The organism is Pseudomonas glycinae, from assembly GCF_001594225.2.
GTDB lineage: Bacteria > Pseudomonadota > Gammaproteobacteria > Pseudomonadales > Pseudomonadaceae > Aquipseudomonas > Aquipseudomonas glycinae.
Genome location: NZ_CP014205.2, coordinates 5,668,801 through 5,684,896 on the forward strand (window position 1 = coordinate 5,668,801; position 16,096 = coordinate 5,684,896).

General features: G+C 62.2%; 16 protein-coding genes and 1 riboswitch. Of the genes, 10 read left to right on the top strand and 6 right to left on the bottom strand.

The genetic code is table 11. The features are described 5' to 3' along the window. Positions 1–6 precede the first annotated feature (6 nt). Positions 7–678, top strand: coding sequence for a hypothetical protein (locus tag AWU82_RS25850; RefSeq protein ID WP_223290660.1), 672 nt, complete (start codon positions 7–9; stop codon positions 676–678). 13 nt (positions 679–691) lie between these two features. Beyond that, complete coding sequence (locus AWU82_RS25855) at positions 692–1,492, top strand: hypothetical protein (RefSeq protein ID WP_064382897.1); 801 nt, start codon at positions 692–694, stop codon at positions 1,490–1,492. Between the two features lie 4 nt (positions 1,493–1,496). On the opposite strand, the gene AWU82_RS25860 is transcribed toward AWU82_RS25855, so the two are convergent. The 4 genes from AWU82_RS25860 to AWU82_RS25875 form a co-directional block, all read right to left on the bottom strand. Continuing rightward, entirely contained in the window at positions 1,497–2,462 is a 966-nt protein-coding gene (locus AWU82_RS25860) for a hypothetical protein (protein WP_064382898.1), read from the bottom strand. A 31-nt stretch (positions 2,463–2,493) separates the two neighbouring features. Beyond that, positions 2,494–3,306 (bottom strand): aldo/keto reductase, encoded by an 813-nt coding sequence (locus AWU82_RS25865; protein ID WP_064382899.1) that lies wholly within the window; start codon positions 3,304–3,306, stop codon positions 2,494–2,496. Then, on the bottom strand, positions 3,303–4,478 hold the full coding sequence (locus AWU82_RS25870) for an NAD(P)/FAD-dependent oxidoreductase (protein ID WP_064382900.1): 1,176 nt from the start codon (positions 4,476–4,478) through the stop codon (positions 3,303–3,305). The genes AWU82_RS25865 and AWU82_RS25870 overlap by 4 nt, the downstream gene beginning before the upstream one ends. Positions 4,479–4,604: 126 nt before the next feature. After that, positions 4,605–4,937 (bottom strand): DMT family transporter, encoded by a 333-nt coding sequence (locus AWU82_RS25875; protein WP_011332153.1) that lies wholly within the window; start codon positions 4,935–4,937, stop codon positions 4,605–4,607. A gap of 102 nt (positions 4,938–5,039) precedes the next feature. Here AWU82_RS25875 and AWU82_RS25880 point away from each other — a divergent pair, with 102 nt between their 5' ends. Together AWU82_RS25880 and waaA are read left to right on the top strand one after the other, a co-directional pair. Beyond that, positions 5,040–5,942 carry a LysR family transcriptional regulator gene (locus AWU82_RS25880; protein WP_064382901.1) on the top strand — a complete coding sequence of 301 codons (903 nt, stop codon included), beginning with the start codon at positions 5,040–5,042 and terminating at the stop codon, positions 5,940–5,942. 11 nt (positions 5,943–5,953) lie between these two features. Beyond that, complete coding sequence (gene waaA / locus AWU82_RS25885; protein WP_064382902.1) at positions 5,954–7,234, top strand: lipid IV(A) 3-deoxy-D-manno-octulosonic acid transferase; 1,281 nt, start codon at positions 5,954–5,956, stop codon at positions 7,232–7,234. Between the two features lie 31 nt (positions 7,235–7,265). Here waaA and AWU82_RS25890 read toward each other — a convergent pair whose 3' ends face one another. Continuing rightward, positions 7,266–8,699, bottom strand: a complete 1,434-nt coding sequence (locus AWU82_RS25890) for a TolC family outer membrane protein (RefSeq protein WP_011332156.1) — start codon at positions 8,697–8,699, stop codon at positions 7,266–7,268. A 196-nt stretch (positions 8,700–8,895) separates the two neighbouring features. Further along, positions 8,896–9,001: riboswitch (TPP riboswitch) on the top strand. Between the two features lie 147 nt (positions 9,002–9,148). Between AWU82_RS25890 and thiC the strand changes: the two genes are divergently transcribed. Further along, positions 9,149–11,038: a phosphomethylpyrimidine synthase ThiC gene (gene thiC, locus AWU82_RS25895; RefSeq protein WP_064382903.1), complete on the top strand. Its 1,890-nt coding sequence runs from the start codon at positions 9,149–9,151 to the stop codon at positions 11,036–11,038. A gap of 120 nt (positions 11,039–11,158) precedes the next feature. Further along, complete coding sequence (cytX, locus tag AWU82_RS25900; RefSeq protein ID WP_064382904.1) at positions 11,159–12,451, top strand: putative hydroxymethylpyrimidine transporter CytX; 1,293 nt, start codon at positions 11,159–11,161, stop codon at positions 12,449–12,451. On the opposite strand, the gene AWU82_RS25905 is transcribed toward cytX, so the two are convergent. Continuing rightward, the gene (locus tag AWU82_RS25905; RefSeq protein ID WP_064382905.1) at positions 12,420–13,166 is read right to left on the bottom strand and encodes an RsiV family protein; all 747 of its coding nucleotides are present in this window, start codon (positions 13,164–13,166) and stop codon (positions 12,420–12,422) included. The two genes, cytX and AWU82_RS25905, sit on opposite strands and share 32 nt — an antisense overlap. A 220-nt stretch (positions 13,167–13,386) precedes the next feature. Between AWU82_RS25905 and AWU82_RS25910 the strand changes: the two genes are divergently transcribed. The 4 genes from AWU82_RS25910 (at position 13,387) to AWU82_RS25925 (ending at position 16,073) form a co-directional block, all read left to right on the top strand. Further along, complete coding sequence (locus AWU82_RS25910) at positions 13,387–14,004, top strand: NUDIX domain-containing protein (RefSeq protein WP_064382906.1); 618 nt, start codon at positions 13,387–13,389, stop codon at positions 14,002–14,004. After that, the gene (locus tag AWU82_RS25915; RefSeq protein ID WP_064382907.1) at positions 13,995–14,447 is read left to right on the top strand and encodes a DUF1249 domain-containing protein; all 453 of its coding nucleotides are present in this window, start codon (positions 13,995–13,997) and stop codon (positions 14,445–14,447) included. The genes AWU82_RS25910 and AWU82_RS25915 overlap by 10 nt, the downstream gene beginning before the upstream one ends. 105 nt (positions 14,448–14,552) lie before the next feature. Beyond that, on the top strand, positions 14,553–15,368 hold the full coding sequence (gene cpdA / locus AWU82_RS25920) for a 3',5'-cyclic-AMP phosphodiesterase (protein WP_064382908.1): 816 nt from the start codon (positions 14,553–14,555) through the stop codon (positions 15,366–15,368). Positions 15,369–15,464: 96 nt separating this feature from the next. Next, the gene (locus AWU82_RS25925) at positions 15,465–16,073 is read left to right on the top strand and encodes a YqiA/YcfP family alpha/beta fold hydrolase (protein WP_064382909.1); all 609 of its coding nucleotides are present in this window, start codon (positions 15,465–15,467) and stop codon (positions 16,071–16,073) included. The last annotated feature ends 23 nt before the right edge of the window (positions 16,074–16,096 follow it).

Consider the following 16,096-nt stretch of genomic DNA (forward strand, 5'->3'; position numbering starts at 1 on the left):
GAACACATGGCGCTGGATGCGCTCCCCGGCGGTAACCAGTCGGTGCTGGGCGCGTTGCCCGAGCCATTGCGCGAATGCCTGAGCCGCGCGCACCGGGTCGTCCTGATCGCGAATAACCCGGCCATCACGGCGGCGGATTTTCAGGCGCTGAATATCAGCGCCAATGACGTCGTCGTCAGTTTCAACACCTGCATCAAGGCGCCGCTGCTCAACGAGCAAAGCTGGAACGTCTTCGTGCATGGCTATAACGCGCCGGACGCCTATTTTTTTGGTCTGCCTTACGGCCCGGACGTGCGACGGTTGTTCGAGCATGCGGGCGAGCGTTGTTTCACCATGCTGGTCGGCTGCGCCGCACCGATGTGTCCATTGCCACGGGTGGCCATGTATTGGGATCGCATCCCGCTGCCGCCCCTGTGGAACTATCCGGTCGATCGTCCGGGCGGCAAACGCTACGTTGGGCCTTCTACCGGTTTCAATACGCTGGTGGTATTGGACTGGTTACGCGGTCACGCCGGTTATTCCTATCAGCTCATGACCCTGGGGTTTTCCAACGAGTCGGGGAAACTGTGGGGTGGGCATGCCTGGGATTACGAGCGCGACTGGCTGCAGCAGTCGGACGTCATTGTGGTGCCTTTGCAACCCCGTCGCTGGTGGCAAAAGCTCTTTCGCCAAAAATAAAAGGTGCTGTTGAGTGTTGAAAATTGCCGTCGCTTTTTTCGGGATCCCGAGAAATTCGCAGATTTGTTTCCCTTCCATTGAACAGAACGTTCTGGCGCAGTTTCCGGCGGGCAGCGACGTACAGTGCTTCTATCATTTGTACAAAATCGATGAAGTACAGAACTTCCGCTCAGGCGAAAAAGGTGAGTTGGCGGCTGACAACTATCAGCCGTTCGAATCGATGATCGGGGCCCTGACTTCGACTGACGGGGTGCTGGAGCGTTGGGATTTCGAGCAGGTCAAAGCGCAGGGCGATACCTGGGCCGATGACTATGCGTCGCTGCGCAACCTGATCTATCAGCTCAATTCACTGCACACCGTGACCAGCATGATCGAAACCTTCAATCCGGATTTCGTCGTGTTCGTGCGCCCGGACATTTTCTTCCACAACCCGCTGCCCGCCTATGTCTTCAATCATCCAGAGGCTCGGAGGCACTCTGCCTACATTCCGGACTGGCAGTGGTGGGGCGGGTTGAACGACCGCTTTGCCATTTGCGGGCGCGATACCTATGTCGCCTATGGCAAGCGGATCGAGCGCATTTTCCAATTCTGCAAAGCGACGGGAAGAAAGCTGCATTCCGAGCGCTTGCTCAAGTACGCGCTACAGCAGGCCGGCGCCAAAGTCTGCACGCTACCGACCCAAGCCTCTCGGGTACGAATCACCGGCGCTTTTGCCGAAGAGTCGTTTTCGCCCAAGCGCGGCATGGGCAAGCGTGAAAACCGTTATTTCCATTTCTTCGCGACCTTGCGCACCTGGATGGATCGTCGGCGCTAGTCTGCTATTTGCTCGCGCGTTTCTTGCCGATGCCAACCAGACGCAGCGCCTTCAGACTCAATTGCTTGAGTCCCGCGCGAGGGGGCTTCGCCGGTTGCAGGCCCTGTTGCACGACCCAGTCTTTCCAGCGAATCCGCTCTTCACGCACGACCCAGCCCGTCTGGGCCGCAAAGCTTTCGGCCAGATAAAGTCCGCGGGTGCTGGCCGGCAGGAGCTTGTCGCGCTTGAGGGTATACAACTCGGCCAAGGGCGCGCCGTCCTTGAGCGGCATCAGGTAGAGATCGGGGCGCTTGCGGTCCAGCCGAGCCACCAGTTGATCGCCCTCCAGACGCTCATCGACGTGGAACAGGCTCAGGGATTTTGCCTCCTTGGGTACGTCCAGCCGCAGGTCGTAGATCAACTGCAGTGACGCGGTCGGCAAATGCACGTAGGCCCGTGGCCGTTCGAGCAATTGCAGATTGGCGCAGCGCACCGGCCGCGCCGAGCCGGACAGCGGCGTCAGGCGAAAGGGCAGGGCCTCGCGATAATGCAGCGCCGATGAGTACGGCGCCGGCAGCCAGGTGTCGTTGAAGCGCCCGCCGAGCCAGCCTTCCGGGGTTTCCAGCAGACATTCCTCGGCGATTTCCTGAATCGCTGTGTGCAGCGGGATATTCAGCTCATGGGCTGGAACGTAGCCGGAAATCAGCTTGAGCACGACGTCGCCGCGATCCTGGCGCCGCTGGCGCACCAGCACCCAGTAATCGCGATTCTGCCAGTGCAGGGTCAGGCGCACCGAGACGCCGAGGTTGGCCAGCTCCAGCGCAAAGCGCTCGGCGTCGGCCACGCTGACCGGTTTGCGTCGTTGCAGGGTCTGGGCGAAATTCAGCGGCATGCCGACGCTCTGGTAGGTCAGGCCTTCCGGCGTGGCTTCGACGAACAGCGGCAGTGTCTTGAAGTTGCTCGGGTTCTTTCTGATTAGCGTACGCGGCATGTCGGCTCCTGCTTAAGGCCGCGAGGCGGCGTCAGTGACCACGAAGGACCTGGGCAACGGTCGCAACGTTGTGGGCGAGGTGCAGCGGATTGATCGTCCCGACGATGGCACTGGCCACGCCGGGCTGGGCGAACAGCAACTCGAAGCTGGCGCGCACCGGATCCATACCGGGACTCAGGCACACATGACCACTGGCCAGCGCCTTCTTCACCAGAATGGCTTTGCCGTGGGCAGCAGCATAGTCAATGACCGCCTTTTCGTTTTGTTCGTTCAGATTGTAGGTGACCATCGCGCAGTCGCCTTGCTCCAGTGCTTTGAGGCCACCGTCGACGGTTTTGCCGGAAAAACCGAAGCCGCGAATCTTGCCCTCGGCCTTCAGCGCCGCGAGGGTTGCGTAGACTTCGCTGTCGTTGAGGATCGCCAGATCGTTGCCATCGGAGTGCACCAGCACCAGGTCGATAAAATCGGTTTCAAGACGTTGCAGACTGCGCTCCACCGACATCCGGGTGTGAGCGGCGCTGAAATCGTGGGTCGACTGGCCGTCGACAAATTCTTCGCCGACCTTGCTGACGATCACCCAGTCCTGACGCTGACCGCGCAGCAGTGGGCCGAGGCGTTCTTCGCTGCGGCCATAGGCCGGGGCGGTGTCGATCAGGTTGATGCCCAGCTCCCGCGCCTGTTTGAGCAACATGCGCGCAGCGTCATCGTCGGGGATCTGGAAGCCGTTGGGGTATTTCACGCCCTGGTCGCGGCCGAGTTTTACGGTGCCCAGGCCCAGCGGCGAAACCAGCAGGCCGGTGCTGCCCAGCGGGCGATGCAGATCGTGCAGGGTCGGCAGGCTCATGGCAGCAATTGCTCCCAGGCGGGAACGCCCATCGGTGGTTTTGGCAGCTCGGGCAGCGGAGCAGGATGGCTCGGCTGGATACCGTCGCGTTCCAGGGAGGCAATCACCCGGTCAGCGAAGTCCGGCGCCAGGGCGAGCTTGGTTGGCCAACCCACCAGCAGGCGACCGTCTTCGGCGAGGAAGGCGTTGTCCGGGCGGGTCAGGCCGGTTTGCAGCGGTTCGGCGCGATCGACGCGCAGGGTCGCCCATTGCACGGTGCTCAGGTCGATCCATGGCAACAACTGGCCAAGTTCTTTCTGGGCGGTGGCAATCTGTTCGGCCGGCTCACGGGCCACGCCTTCGGATTCGGCAATGTCACCACCCAGATACCAGACCCACTGACCATCGGCAGCCGGGTGAGTGGTCACGGTAATGCGCGGCTTGGTGCCGCCACCGAGGCAGTGCGCGTACAGCGGCTTCAGCCCCGGGCCCTTGGCGATGATCATGTGCAGCGGCCGGCGTTGCATGGCCGGATGAGTCAGGCCCAAAGCGGTCAGCAGATCGGCAGTGCCGGCGCCGGCGCTGAGCACGATGCGCTGGGCGCGGATCTCACGGCCATCGACTTTCAGGCCAACCAGCACGCCGCTTTCCAGCAACGGCTCGATGTTCTGGCCGGCGAGCAGACCGTCGCCCGACAGGTCGGCCAGACGCTGGATCAGGCTCGGTACATCGATCACCAGTTCGGCGAGGCGGTAGACCTTGCCCTTGAAGCGTTTGTCCTGCAAAGCCAGCGGCAGTTGATCGCCCTTGACCTGATCGACCCGGCCACGCACCGCTTTGCTGGCGAAGAAACTGGTGAGGTTGCCGGCCAGGGTGCCCGGCGACCACAGGTAATGGGCTTCGGACAGCAGGCGCACGCCGCTCAGGTCCAGCTCGCCGTTGCCGGCCAGGGCTTCACGCCAGCGGCGCGGCATGTCGGCGATGGCTTCCGAGGCGCCGGTCAACGCACCGTGCAGCGCGTACTTGGCGCCGCCGTGAATGATGCCCTGGGACTTCACACTCTGCCCGCCGCCGAGGCTGGCGCTTTCCACCAGCACGGTCGAGAAACCTTGGCGACGCAGGCGCGCGTTCAGCCAGAGACCGGCGACACCCGCGCCGACAATCAGCACGTCGGTGGAAATTGGAGATGGCATGCAACGACCTCAGTGTTCAAGACGAGGGCGCAGTATACAGACTCGGGGAAAAGGGGATTTGTCGATGATCAATGGAGGGAGGGCAGCCCTTGCCGGCGCGATTGCCTGCAAGGGCCTAGGTCAGGATCAATGGCCGGCGGTTTTCGAGAACAGCTGGATCACCACCACGCCGAGCACAATCAGCGCCATTCCGAGCATCGCCGGGATATCCAGCTTCTGCCCGTAGATGAACAGCGCCGCGACACTGACCATCACGATGCCCATGCCGGCCCACACCGCGTAGGCCACGCCCACCGGCACGCTGCGTACCACCAGGGTCAGCATCCAGAACGCGATGCCATAACCGACGACGACCAGCAGCAGTGGCAACGGCGTGCTGAAGCCTTTGACGGCTTTCATCGAAACGGTCGCGATCACTTCGGCACAGATGGCGATGGCCAGGTAGACGTAAGCGTTCATGTTCAAATCCTCGTGTGAAGCGTTGCTTTCTGAGGCGGCATTCTAGTGACTCCCCAGATGGGGTAAAGTCATTACCTATCTGTTTACAAGATGGGTTGGCCGATGAGCATGCAGTGGAATCTGGAGCAGTTGCGGGTGTTCGTCGCGGTGGCCGAACAGCGTTCGTTCTCCGCCGTGGCGCGCCAGCAACGCAAGGCGCAGTCGGCGATCAGCAGCGCGATTGCCATGCTCGAGGACGATCTCGGCGTGAGTCTGTTCGAGCGTAGCAGCGGCCGCCAGCCGAGTCTTACCGAAGCGGGGGAGGCGTTGCTGGAAGAGGCGCGGGAAGTGTTGCGCCAGTGCGAGCGCCTGAACGGCCGGGCCGTGGCCATGATGCGCGGGCAGGAAGCGCAACTGCGCGTGGCCCAGGACGAGGCCATGCCCTATCAGGCGCTGGTGGAAAGCTTCGCCGCCCTGGCCGAGCAGTTTCCCAGTCTGGAAGTCCAGCTGACCAGCGCCGCCCAGGGTGAAGTCTCGCGCAAACTGGTGGAGCGCCGGGCCGATCTCGGGCTGTTGTTCTATCACGATGAAATCCCTGAAGCGCTGGAGCGCCGGGTGCTGGGCAGTGTGGAAATGGTCACGGTCTGCGGCGTCAACCATCCCTTGGCATCGCAGGCTTACGTCACCTGCCAGCAATTGGCTCAGCATCGGCAGTTGTTGATGTCGACCCAGACCAGCATTTATCCCGGCAATGAACCGGCCAGTCCGCAGGTGTGGCGCGCTGACAGCTTCTATGTGATGGCCGAATGGCTGGTGCGCGACCTCGGCTGGGCCTGGTTGCCGCGCCATGTGGTGCAGTACTCGGCGTATCAGGGCCTGATGGTGGAACTCGACAGCGAATGGACACCGCCGGCGCTGGTGGTGGAACTGGTCTGGCGCCGCGACGAACCGCTGGGGCCGGCGGCTCGCTGGCTGGCGGAGCGATTTGCCATACACCTGCGGGCGATCGGCGGCAAAAGCCGATAAACTCCGCCGCCATGAATAGAACTCTCTACACCGCGCTGTTTTACCTGGGGCTGCCATTGGTGGCGATTCGGCTGTGGCTGCGTTCGCGCAAGGCGCCGGCGTATGCCAAGCGGATTGGCGAACGTTTCTCCTGTGGCATGCCGGCCCTGCAACCGGGCGGCATCTGGGTTCACGCCGTGTCGGTGGGCGAAAGCATCGCCGCCGCGCCGATGATCCGCGCGCTGCTGCAACGTTATCCACAGCTGCCGATCACCGTGACTTGCATGACGCCGACCGGTTCGGAACGCATCCTGGCGATGTTCGCCAACGAGCCGCGCATCCAGCATTGCTACCTGCCTTACGATTTGCCCTGCGCGGCGGCGCGTTTTCTGGATCGCGTGCAGCCCAAACTGGCGGTGATCATGGAAACCGAACTCTGGCCGAACCACATCCACCAGTGCGCCAAGCGCGGGATTCCGGTGGCGTTGGCCAACGGACGGCTGTCCGAGCGTTCGGCCAAGGGCTATGGCCGGTTCAGCAAACTGACCGCGCCAATGCTCGCCGAAATGAGCCTGTTCGCCGTGCAGACCGAGGCCGAAGCCCAGCGCTTCCGCGATCTCGGTGCGCGCCCGGAGACAGTCGAAGTCACCGGCTCGATCAAGTTCGACCTGACCATCGACCCGCAACTGCTGCAACGTGCCCATGAATTGCGCGGCCAATGGCAGGCGCTGGAGCGTCCGGTGTGGATCGCCGCCAGCACCCATGAAGGCGAAGACGAGGTGGTGCTGAACGCCCACCGCCGTTTGCTGGCCAACCATCCCGATGCGCTGCTGATTCTGGTGCCACGCCATCCGGAGCGTTTCAATTCGGTGTTCGAATTGTGCCAGCGTGAAGGCTTTGCCACGGTGCGTCGTTCCACTGGCGCGAGCGTCGATGCGCAGACTTCGGTGCTGCTCGGCGACACCATGGGCGAGTTGCTGTTTCTCTACGCCTTGGCCGACAGCGCGTTTGTCGGCGGCAGTCTGGTAGCCAACGGCGGGCACAACCTGCTGGAGCCGGCAGCGCTGGCGAAACCGGTGATCAGCGGCCCGCACCTGTTCAACTTCCTCGACATCGCCGCGCAACTGCGCAGCGCAGGAGCCTTGGCCGAGGTTGACGACGCCGAAGGTCTGGCGACAGAAGTGCAGCGTCTGTTCGAACTGCCGCGCGACGCACAGCGCATGGCCGACGCCGGGCTGAGCGTGATGCGCCGCAATCAGGGCGCGTTGCAGCGCTTGCTCGATGGCCTGGGAAGGTTGATCGACCGCCCATAAAAAAACGCAGCCTCAGGGCTGCGTTTTTTGTTTAAGGCCGGGCCTTGAGCTGGGCTTCCGCTGCCTTGGCCAGATCCGGCGGCAGGAAATCCTTGTCCGGGTTGTAGTCGGCTTTCAGATAACGCGTCAGATCCTGCAAGTCACCCGGGTTCAACGTCCCCGCTGCCTGCTTCAGGCGCAGGTTGTCGAGGATGTAGTCGTAGCGGGTGTTGTTGTAGTTGCGCACCGAAGTGTAGAGCTGACGCTGGGCGTCGAGCACGTCGACGATGTTGCGCGTCCCCACCTGGTAACCGATTTCCGTGGCTTCCACCGCACTCTGGTTGGAGATGATCGACTGCCGGCGCGCCTGCACCTGCTCGACGTCGGTGTTCACCGCGCGGTGCAGGTTGCGGGTGTTCTCCACCACTTGCCGACGCAGGCCTTCACGCTGCTGTTCGGTCTGGTCCAGCCGTGAGTAGGACTCGCGCACCTGGGAGCTGGTCAATCCGCCACTGTAGATCGGAATGTTCAGTTGCAGGCCCACGGTGCTCTGCTCGACATTGCCACTGTACGGCGTACCGAACGCATTCGGGTTGGAGAAACCCAGGGCGTCGTTGTCGCCCTTTTCGTATTTGGCCACGGCGTCGAGGGTCGGCAGGTGGCCGGCCTTGCGCTGTTTCAGGGTCTGTTCGGCGGAGCTGACCGCATAGTTGCTGGCCAGCAGATTGAGGTTCTGTTTCGCGGCGGTATCGACCCAGGCCTTGGCGTCGTTCGGCGCCGGCGGCAGGATCGGCAACGTGTGGACGATGCCCTGGATCGAGTTGTACTGGCGGTTGGTCAGGGTGATCAGCGCTTCGAACGCATCATCGACCTGACGCTGGGCGACGATCCGGTTGGCGCGTGCGGTGTCGTAACTGGCTTGCGATTGCAGCACGTCGGTCTTGTCCGACAGGCCCACATCGAAGCGCTCGTTGGACTGATCGAGCTGGCGCTTGAACGCGGCTTCCTCGGCTTTGGTCGAGGCCAGGTTGTCCTGGCTGCGCAGCACGTTGAAATAGCTTTCGGCGGTTTGCAGGATCAGGTTCTGCTCGGTGGCCGAGAGTTGCAGCGCGGCCTGCTCGTTGACGTCCTTGGCGGCCTGGTACTGGAACCAGCGGTCGGCGCGGAACAGCGGCTGCGCCAGGGTCGCCTGATAGGAGTGCGCGCTGCGGTTGGCGATGGCCGAGGGCTGGTCGATCGACGTGCGCACGTTGGCGACTTCAGCGCCGCCGGACAGGTTCGGCAGCAACCCGGCGCGGGCCTGGGGCACGACTTCTTTCTGCGCACCGTACTGGGCGCGGGCGGCGGCCAGGTCGGCGTTGTTGTCGACCGCTTCCTGATAGACGCTGACCAGATCAGTCTTGGTCGATAAAGGCGCTTCTGCTGCCCAGACCGTTGTGGTGGACGCACAAGACACGGCAACAGCCAGTGAGAGTTTGCGCAGCATGAGGCGATCCCTAGCATGAATATTATGGAAATAATCCGGGCGCCAAAGGTAAGGCGCGGCCCATACAGCGTCAAGGCGCAGCATGGCGTAGCGAGTGTAGTTGCGCCAGCAGCAGGCAACAATCTGCCAATTGCGCCATTCATCATGGTGTTTGCCGCGGTGTTGGCGTTCTTTGCCGGTTGTGTCTAGACTGGCCGGGTTCTTGTCGGGGTGCCTTGCTATGAGGCTGAGATCGAATAATTTCGGATCCCGTTGAACCTGATCAGGTTAGCGCCTGCGTAGGGAACAAGATTTCTCGTCACCCGGCGAGTCCTCTTGTGCTTCGTCCGGGAAATTGTTCGACAATCGAACGCTCGACGACGATGCACAGCACCCGTTCTGGGTGCGTCCGTGCCTTTCAGGTTCTGCTCCGACAATCCACTGCCTGGATGCTGTCTGGAGAGCCCGTGATGACTACAAAATCTAAAAACGCGATCAACCTGAGTGACTCGGCCAAGGTCGACGAGCAGTCGGTTCAGCCGTTCACCCGTTCGCAAAAAGTCTACGTTCAGGGCTCCCGCCCGGACATCCGCGTGCCGATGCGCGAAATCACCCTCGATGTGACCCCGACCGACTTTGGCGGCGAAATCAATGCGCCGGTCACCGTCTACGACACGTCGGGCCCGTACACCGATCCGAACGTGGTGATCGACGTGCGCAAAGGTCTGGGCGACGTGCGTTCGGCGTGGATCGACGACCGTGGCGACACCGAGCGTCTGCCAGGCCTGAGCTCGAATTTCGGTCAGGAACGCCTCGCCGACGCGGAGCTGACCAAGCTGCGTTTCGCCCACGTCAATAACCCGCGCCGCGCCAAGGCCGGGGCCAACGTCAGCCAGATGCACTACGCGCGCAAAGGCATCATCACCGCCGAGATGGAATACGTCGCCATCCGCGAAAACATGAAGCTGCAAGAGGCCCGCGCCGCTGGCCTGTTGAACCAGCAACACGCCGGCCACAGCTTCGGCGCGAGCATTCCGAAAGAAATCACCCCGGAATTCGTCCGCGAAGAAATCGCCCGTGGTCGCGCGATCATCCCGGCCAACATCAACCACGTCGAACTGGAACCGATGATCATCGGCCGTAACTTCCTGGTGAAGATCAACGGCAACATCGGCAACAGCGCGCTGGGTTCGTCCATCGAAGAAGAAGTGGCGAAACTGACCTGGGGCATTCGCTGGGGTTCGGACACTGTGATGGACTTGTCCACCGGCAAACACATCCACGAAACCCGTGAGTGGATCATCCGCAACTCGCCAGTGCCGATCGGTACGGTGCCGATCTACCAGGCGCTGGAGAAGGTCAATGGCGTCGCTGAAGACCTGACTTGGGAGCTGTTCCGCGACACGCTGATCGAGCAGGCCGAGCAGGGCGTCGACTACTTCACCATCCACGCCGGCGTGCTGCTGCGCTACGTGCCGCTGACCGCCAAACGCGTGACCGGCATCGTTTCCCGTGGCGGTTCGATCATGGCCAAGTGGTGCCTGGCGCACCACAAAGAGAACTTCCTCTACACCCACTTCGACGAAATCTGCGAGATCATGAAGGCCTACGACGTCAGCTTCTCGCTGGGCGACGGCCTGCGTCCGGGCTCGATTGCCGACGCCAACGACGAAGCGCAATTCGGCGAACTGGAAACCCTCGGCGAGCTGACCAAGATCGCCTGGAAGCACGACGTGCAATGCATGATCGAAGGCCCCGGCCACGTGCCGATGCAGTTGATCAAAGAGAACATGGACAAGCAGCTGGAATGCTGCGACGAGGCGCCGTTCTACACCCTCGGCCCGCTGACCACCGACATCGCACCGGGTTACGACCACATCACCTCCGGCATCGGTGCGGCGATGATCGGCTGGTTCGGTTGCGCCATGCTCTGCTACGTGACGCCGAAGGAACACCTGGGTCTGCCGAACAAGGATGACGTGAAGACCGGGATCATCACCTACAAGATTGCCGCTCATGCGGCGGATTTGGCCAAAGGGCACCCGGGCGCGCAGATCCGCGACAACGCCCTGAGCAAGGCGCGTTTCGAATTCCGTTGGGAAGACCAGTTCAACCTGGGCCTGGACCCGGACACCGCTCGCTCGTACCACGATGAAACCCTGCCGAAGGACTCGGCGAAGGTCGCGCATTTCTGTTCGATGTGCGGGCCGAAATTCTGCTCGATGAAGATCACTCAGGAAGTCCGCGAATACGCGGCCAACCAGCGGATCGACGCGGTCGACGTGGACGTCGCCCAGGGCCTGGCGGAACAGGCCGAGCGGTTCAGGAAGGAAGGCAGTCAGCTGTACAAGAAAGTTTGATCCCGCACTGATCGTTCCCACGTCTAGGCGTCGGACCGTCCGCACCGATCGTTCCCACGCAGAGCGTGGGAACGATCAACGGGTCAGCACAACAACAAATGTCCCTCTGAGATAACACCCTTGAGCATTCAACCCGGTACTTATTCTCCCGACCTCGCCGTGCCCGCCAATCAGCGAGTATTCGGCGGTCGCGACCTGTTTTCCCTATGGTTCTCCCTCGGCATCGGCCTGATGGTGTTGCAGACCGGTGCGCTGCTGGCGCCGGGGCTGGGTCTGTCGGGATCGCTGCTGGCGATTTTCCTCGGCACCCTGGTCGGCGTCCTGTTGCTGGCCGCCGTCGGCGTGATCGGCAGCGACACCGGCCTGTCGTCGATGGCCGCGCTGAAACTCAGCCTCGGCAGCAAAGGCGCGAGCCTGCCGGCGCTGCTCAACCTGCTGCAACTGATCGGTTGGGGTTCGTTCGAAATCATCGTCATGCGTGATGCGGCCAGTCTGCTCGGCACTCGTGCGTTCAGCGAAGGTTCGCTGTGGGCCAGTCCGATGTTGTGGACGCTGTGTTTCGGTGCATTGGCGACCTTGCTCGCGGTCAGCGGACCGTTGACGTTCGTGCGCAAGATCCTGCGCAAATGGGGCATCTGGCTGATTCTGGCCGCGTGCATCTGGCTGACCTGGAACCTGTTTGCCAAGGCTGACCTCGCCGCCTTGTGGGCACAGGCCGGGGATGGCTCGATGCCGCTCGCCGTGGGCTTCGACATTGCGATTGCGATGCCGCTGTCATGGCTGCCGCTGATCGCCGACTACTCGCGTTTCGGCAAGCGGGCCAAGAACGTATTCGGCGGTACGGCGATCGGTTTCTTCATCGGCAACTTCTGGCTGATGAGCCTCGGCGTCGCCTACACCCTGGCCTTCGCGCCGAGCGGTGAAGTCAACGCGCTGCTGTTGGCGCTGGCCGGCGCCGGTCTTGGGATTCCGCTGTTGCTGATTCTGCTGGACGAGTCGGAAAACGCTTTCGCCGACATTCACTCGGCAGCGGTTTCCAGCGGGATTCTGTTGCGTCTGAAAGTCGAGCATCTGGCGTTGGCCATCGGCGTGATCTGCACCCTGATCGCCTTGCTCGCGCCATTGGCGCAATACCAGAACTTCCTGCTGCTGATCGGTTCGGTGTTTGCGCCGCTGTTCGGCGTGGTGCTGGTGGATCACTTCATCCTGCGCAAGCGCAGTGCCCAAGTGGCGTCGGCCGCGTTGCGCTGGCCGGCACTATTGGCCTGGTTGGGTGGCATCAGCATCTATCACTTGCTGGCCAATCTGTATCCGGATGTCGGCGCGACCCTGCCGGCGCTGGTGCTGGCAGGGCTGCTGCAACTGGTGCTCGGCCGGGCTTTCAGTTACGGCCGGGAAACAGCTCGGGCTTGAGAATGCCGTTCAGGCGCGGGTAAGGGATCTTCAGTTCGACGTGGCCCAGCGCATAAGGCGCGATCGTGGTCACGTCGTACTTGAGGATCACACCGCCGTAGGTCAGCGCCACGTTCGGGGTTTTGACGAACGGCCAGCTCTTCACGAATTCCGGTTCCTGATCGAGCTTGGTGCTGATCAGCCAGCTGTTGTGCGCCACTTGCGCCGCTTTCCAGAACGCCTCTTCCTGACCCGGCAGCAACATGTCCGCCAGAGTCAGCACTTTGTGCTGCTGACGCGAATAGTTGATGAAACCGCGTCCCGGCGTACCGTGGGCTCCGCCGGTGTCCAGGTAGCTCGACGTTTCGATGATCACCAGACCGTCATGCTGCTCGCGTACTTTCGCCTGCAAATAGCTGCTGTTGCGCGGGCCGGCGTTGGCCAGGAACTGCTCGCGATACGCTGCCAGCGTCGGCGCCACCGGGGCGTTCGGTGTGGTGCGGGTCATTTGCAGCAGACGTTTTTCGATGATGCCGTCCAACGCCGGTTCTGCCGGGAAGCGCAACGTATCGATGTTGACCAGTGGGCAGTCCTGGTTGGAACAACCCGGTTTCAGCGTTTCCGAGGCGTCGCGGGTGGTTTCCAGCGGCGTGCGGTAGTTGGGCTGGAACAGGCTGGCGCAAGCGCCCAGGGTCAGGGCGATGGCGGCCACGGAGGCGATTTTGAAAAGCGACATGGGCGTCCTTTCTGAAGCAGGGGAAGGCAAAAAGTTACCGCTTCGACTCTCAACGGAGCGGTCAGTTCGCCACTAAGCTAATTAGAGTGGGTTTCGCCTCCACCGTCCATCCCGCTGACAGTAAAGGGGCTGCATCAAACGTCACGGGCGCGTTAGGATGGCGCGAAGTCGAGGTCGCAAGAAGGCGCCTCGTGTTGGATTTGCAGTAAAGAGGATGCTCATGACCGATTTTGCCAAAGCCATTCCGAGCGCCGTCGATATCGTGCGACGCGAGCAGTGCTACAAGGGCTTCTACAAGCTCGACCGTCTGCACTTGCGCCACGAACTGTTCGCCGGTGGCATGAGCCGCGAAATCAATCGTGAAGTGTTCGTGCGCCACGATGCCGTGTGCATGCTGCCCTACGATCCGCAGCGCGATGAAGTGGTGCTGATCGAGCAGTTTCGCGTCGGTGCTCTGGGCAAGACGGACAACCCGTGGCTGGTGGAGCTGGTCGCCGGCCTGATCGACAAGGACGAACAGCCGGAAGAAGTTGCTCACCGCGAGGCACAGGAGGAAGCTGGGCTGGACATCAAGGCTCTGTGGCCGATGACCAAATACTTTCCGTCGCCGGGCGGCAGCAACGAATTCGTGCATCTGTATCTGGGGCGTTGCAGCACCGAAGGCGCAGGCGGCCTGCATGGGCTGGAAGAAGAAGCCGAAGATATTCGCGTCACGGTCTGGGCCTTTGAAGATGCTCTGCAGGCCGTACGCGACGGACGGATTGCCAATGCGGCGAGCATCATCGCCTTGCAGTGGCTGGCGCTCAATCGCGCCGAAGTGAGGGGGCTATGGTCGTAAACAAGTTGCGCGATCGCTACCGTGTCGACCTCGCGGGGCTGCAAGCCGCCTGCGAGGCGAACTACGCGCGCCTGATGCGACTGCTGCCGGACATGCGCAGCGACCCCGAAGCGCGGCGCATCGCCGTGACCCAGGGCGACCAGATGCTCGGCGTGCTGGCGCTGGAGGTGCTGCAGACCTGTCCGTACACCACGACCTTGCAGGTGCGCCAGGAACACAGCCTGCCGTGGCTGCCGGTGCCGCAACTGGAAGTGCAGGTGTATCACGACGCGCGCATGGCCGAGGTGATCAGTGCCGAGCATGCGCGACGCTTTCGCGGCGTCTATCCTTACCCGAATGCGGCCATGCATCAGCCGGATGAAAAGTCCCAGCTCAATCTGTTCCTGGGTGAGTGGCTGAGTCATTGTCTGGCGTGCGGACACGAATACGCGGCAGTCCGATAACCAGCGCAAGTTGTGAACTGCGTCCGGTTCGCCGGTTTCTCTTTGTGCTGTCCCCCCGCATAATTGCCGCACCTATCCAGTCCCGCGATCCCGGGGGAGAACGCCTTGCCGAGCGTATCGACTTTGACCACCGCCGACACGGCGTTGCTGGTGCAACTCTCTGACAGTCACCTGTTCGCCGAAGCGGATGGAACGCTGCTGGGCATGAATACCCGCGAGAGCCTGCAAAAAGTCATCGATCTGGTGCTCGAACAGCAACCGCGGATCGACCTGATCGTTGCCAGCGGCGACCTGTCCCAGGACGGTACGCTGGAGTCCTATCAGCTGTTTCGCCAAATGACGGCGCAGATCGATGCGCCGGCCCGCTGGATTCCCGGCAATCACGACGAACCGCAGATCATGGCGCAGGCGACGGTGAAGAGTGCACTGCTGGAGTCTGTGGTGGATGTCGGCAACTGGCGCGTGACCCTGCTCGATTCGGCAGTGCCCGGTTCGGTGCCGGGATATTTGCAGGATGACCAACTGCAATTGCTCGCCCGTTCCCTGAGCGAAGCGCCGGATCGCCATCATCTGGTGTGCTTCCACCACCATCCGGTGTCGATCGGTTGCGCCTGGATGGAGCCGATCGGCTTGCGCAATCCGGAAGCCTTTTTCGAGGTGCTCGACCGCTTCCCGCAGGCCCGCGCCGTGCTGTGGGGGCATGTGCATCAGGAAATCGACCGCGAGCGCAACGGTGTACGGCTGATCGCCTCGCCGTCGACCTGCATCCAGTTTGAGCCGGGCAGCGAACACTTCAAGGTCGGCGAGCAGGCGCCGGGGTATCGCTGGTTGCGGTTGTTGCCGGATGGGCGGCTGGAGACCGGCGTGGAGCGTGTCACCGGTTTTGATTTTCAGGTGGATTACGGCTCCAACGGTTACTGATTGACGGGTGCAGCGCTGATTTCCTCGGGTGCTGGCCCAACACCCCCTGACTCCCTGTAAACTCCGCTTTCTTCAGCCGACGCCCAGGGAGCTCAAATGTCCGGTTCGATTCTCTATATCCATGGTTTCAACAGCGCGCCGGCCTCGAAGAAGGCCTGTCAGCTGGTCGAGGTGATGGAGCGGCTGGGTTTGAGCGATCAACTGCGTGTCCCGGCGCTGCATCACCACCCGCGCGAAGCCATCGGTCAGCTGGAGCAGGCAATCGCCGAACTCGGCCGGCCATTGCTGGTGGGAAGCTCGCTCGGCGGCTACTATGCGACTCACCTGGCCGAGCGCCATGGCCTGAAAGCCCTGCTGGTCAACCCGGCCGTCAGTCCGCACCGGATGTTCGACGGATACCTGGGCACCCAGAAAAACCTGTACACCGACGAAACCTGGGAGCTGACCCACGACCACGTGACGGCCCTGGCCGAGCTGGAAGTGCCGGCGCCGCAGGATCCGCAGCGATATCAGGTATGGTTGCAGACCGGAGATGAAACGCTGGATTATCGCCTCGCCCAGCAGTATTACCGGGCCTGTGCCTTGCGCATTCAGGCCGGCGGCGACCACAGTTTCCAGGGATTTGTTACACAATTGCCGGCATTGCTCAGCTTTGCCGGGATTGGCGCCGATACCTATCAGGCAATCGATTTCACCGCACTGTGAAGTCTTGCCCCATTTTCATTGAA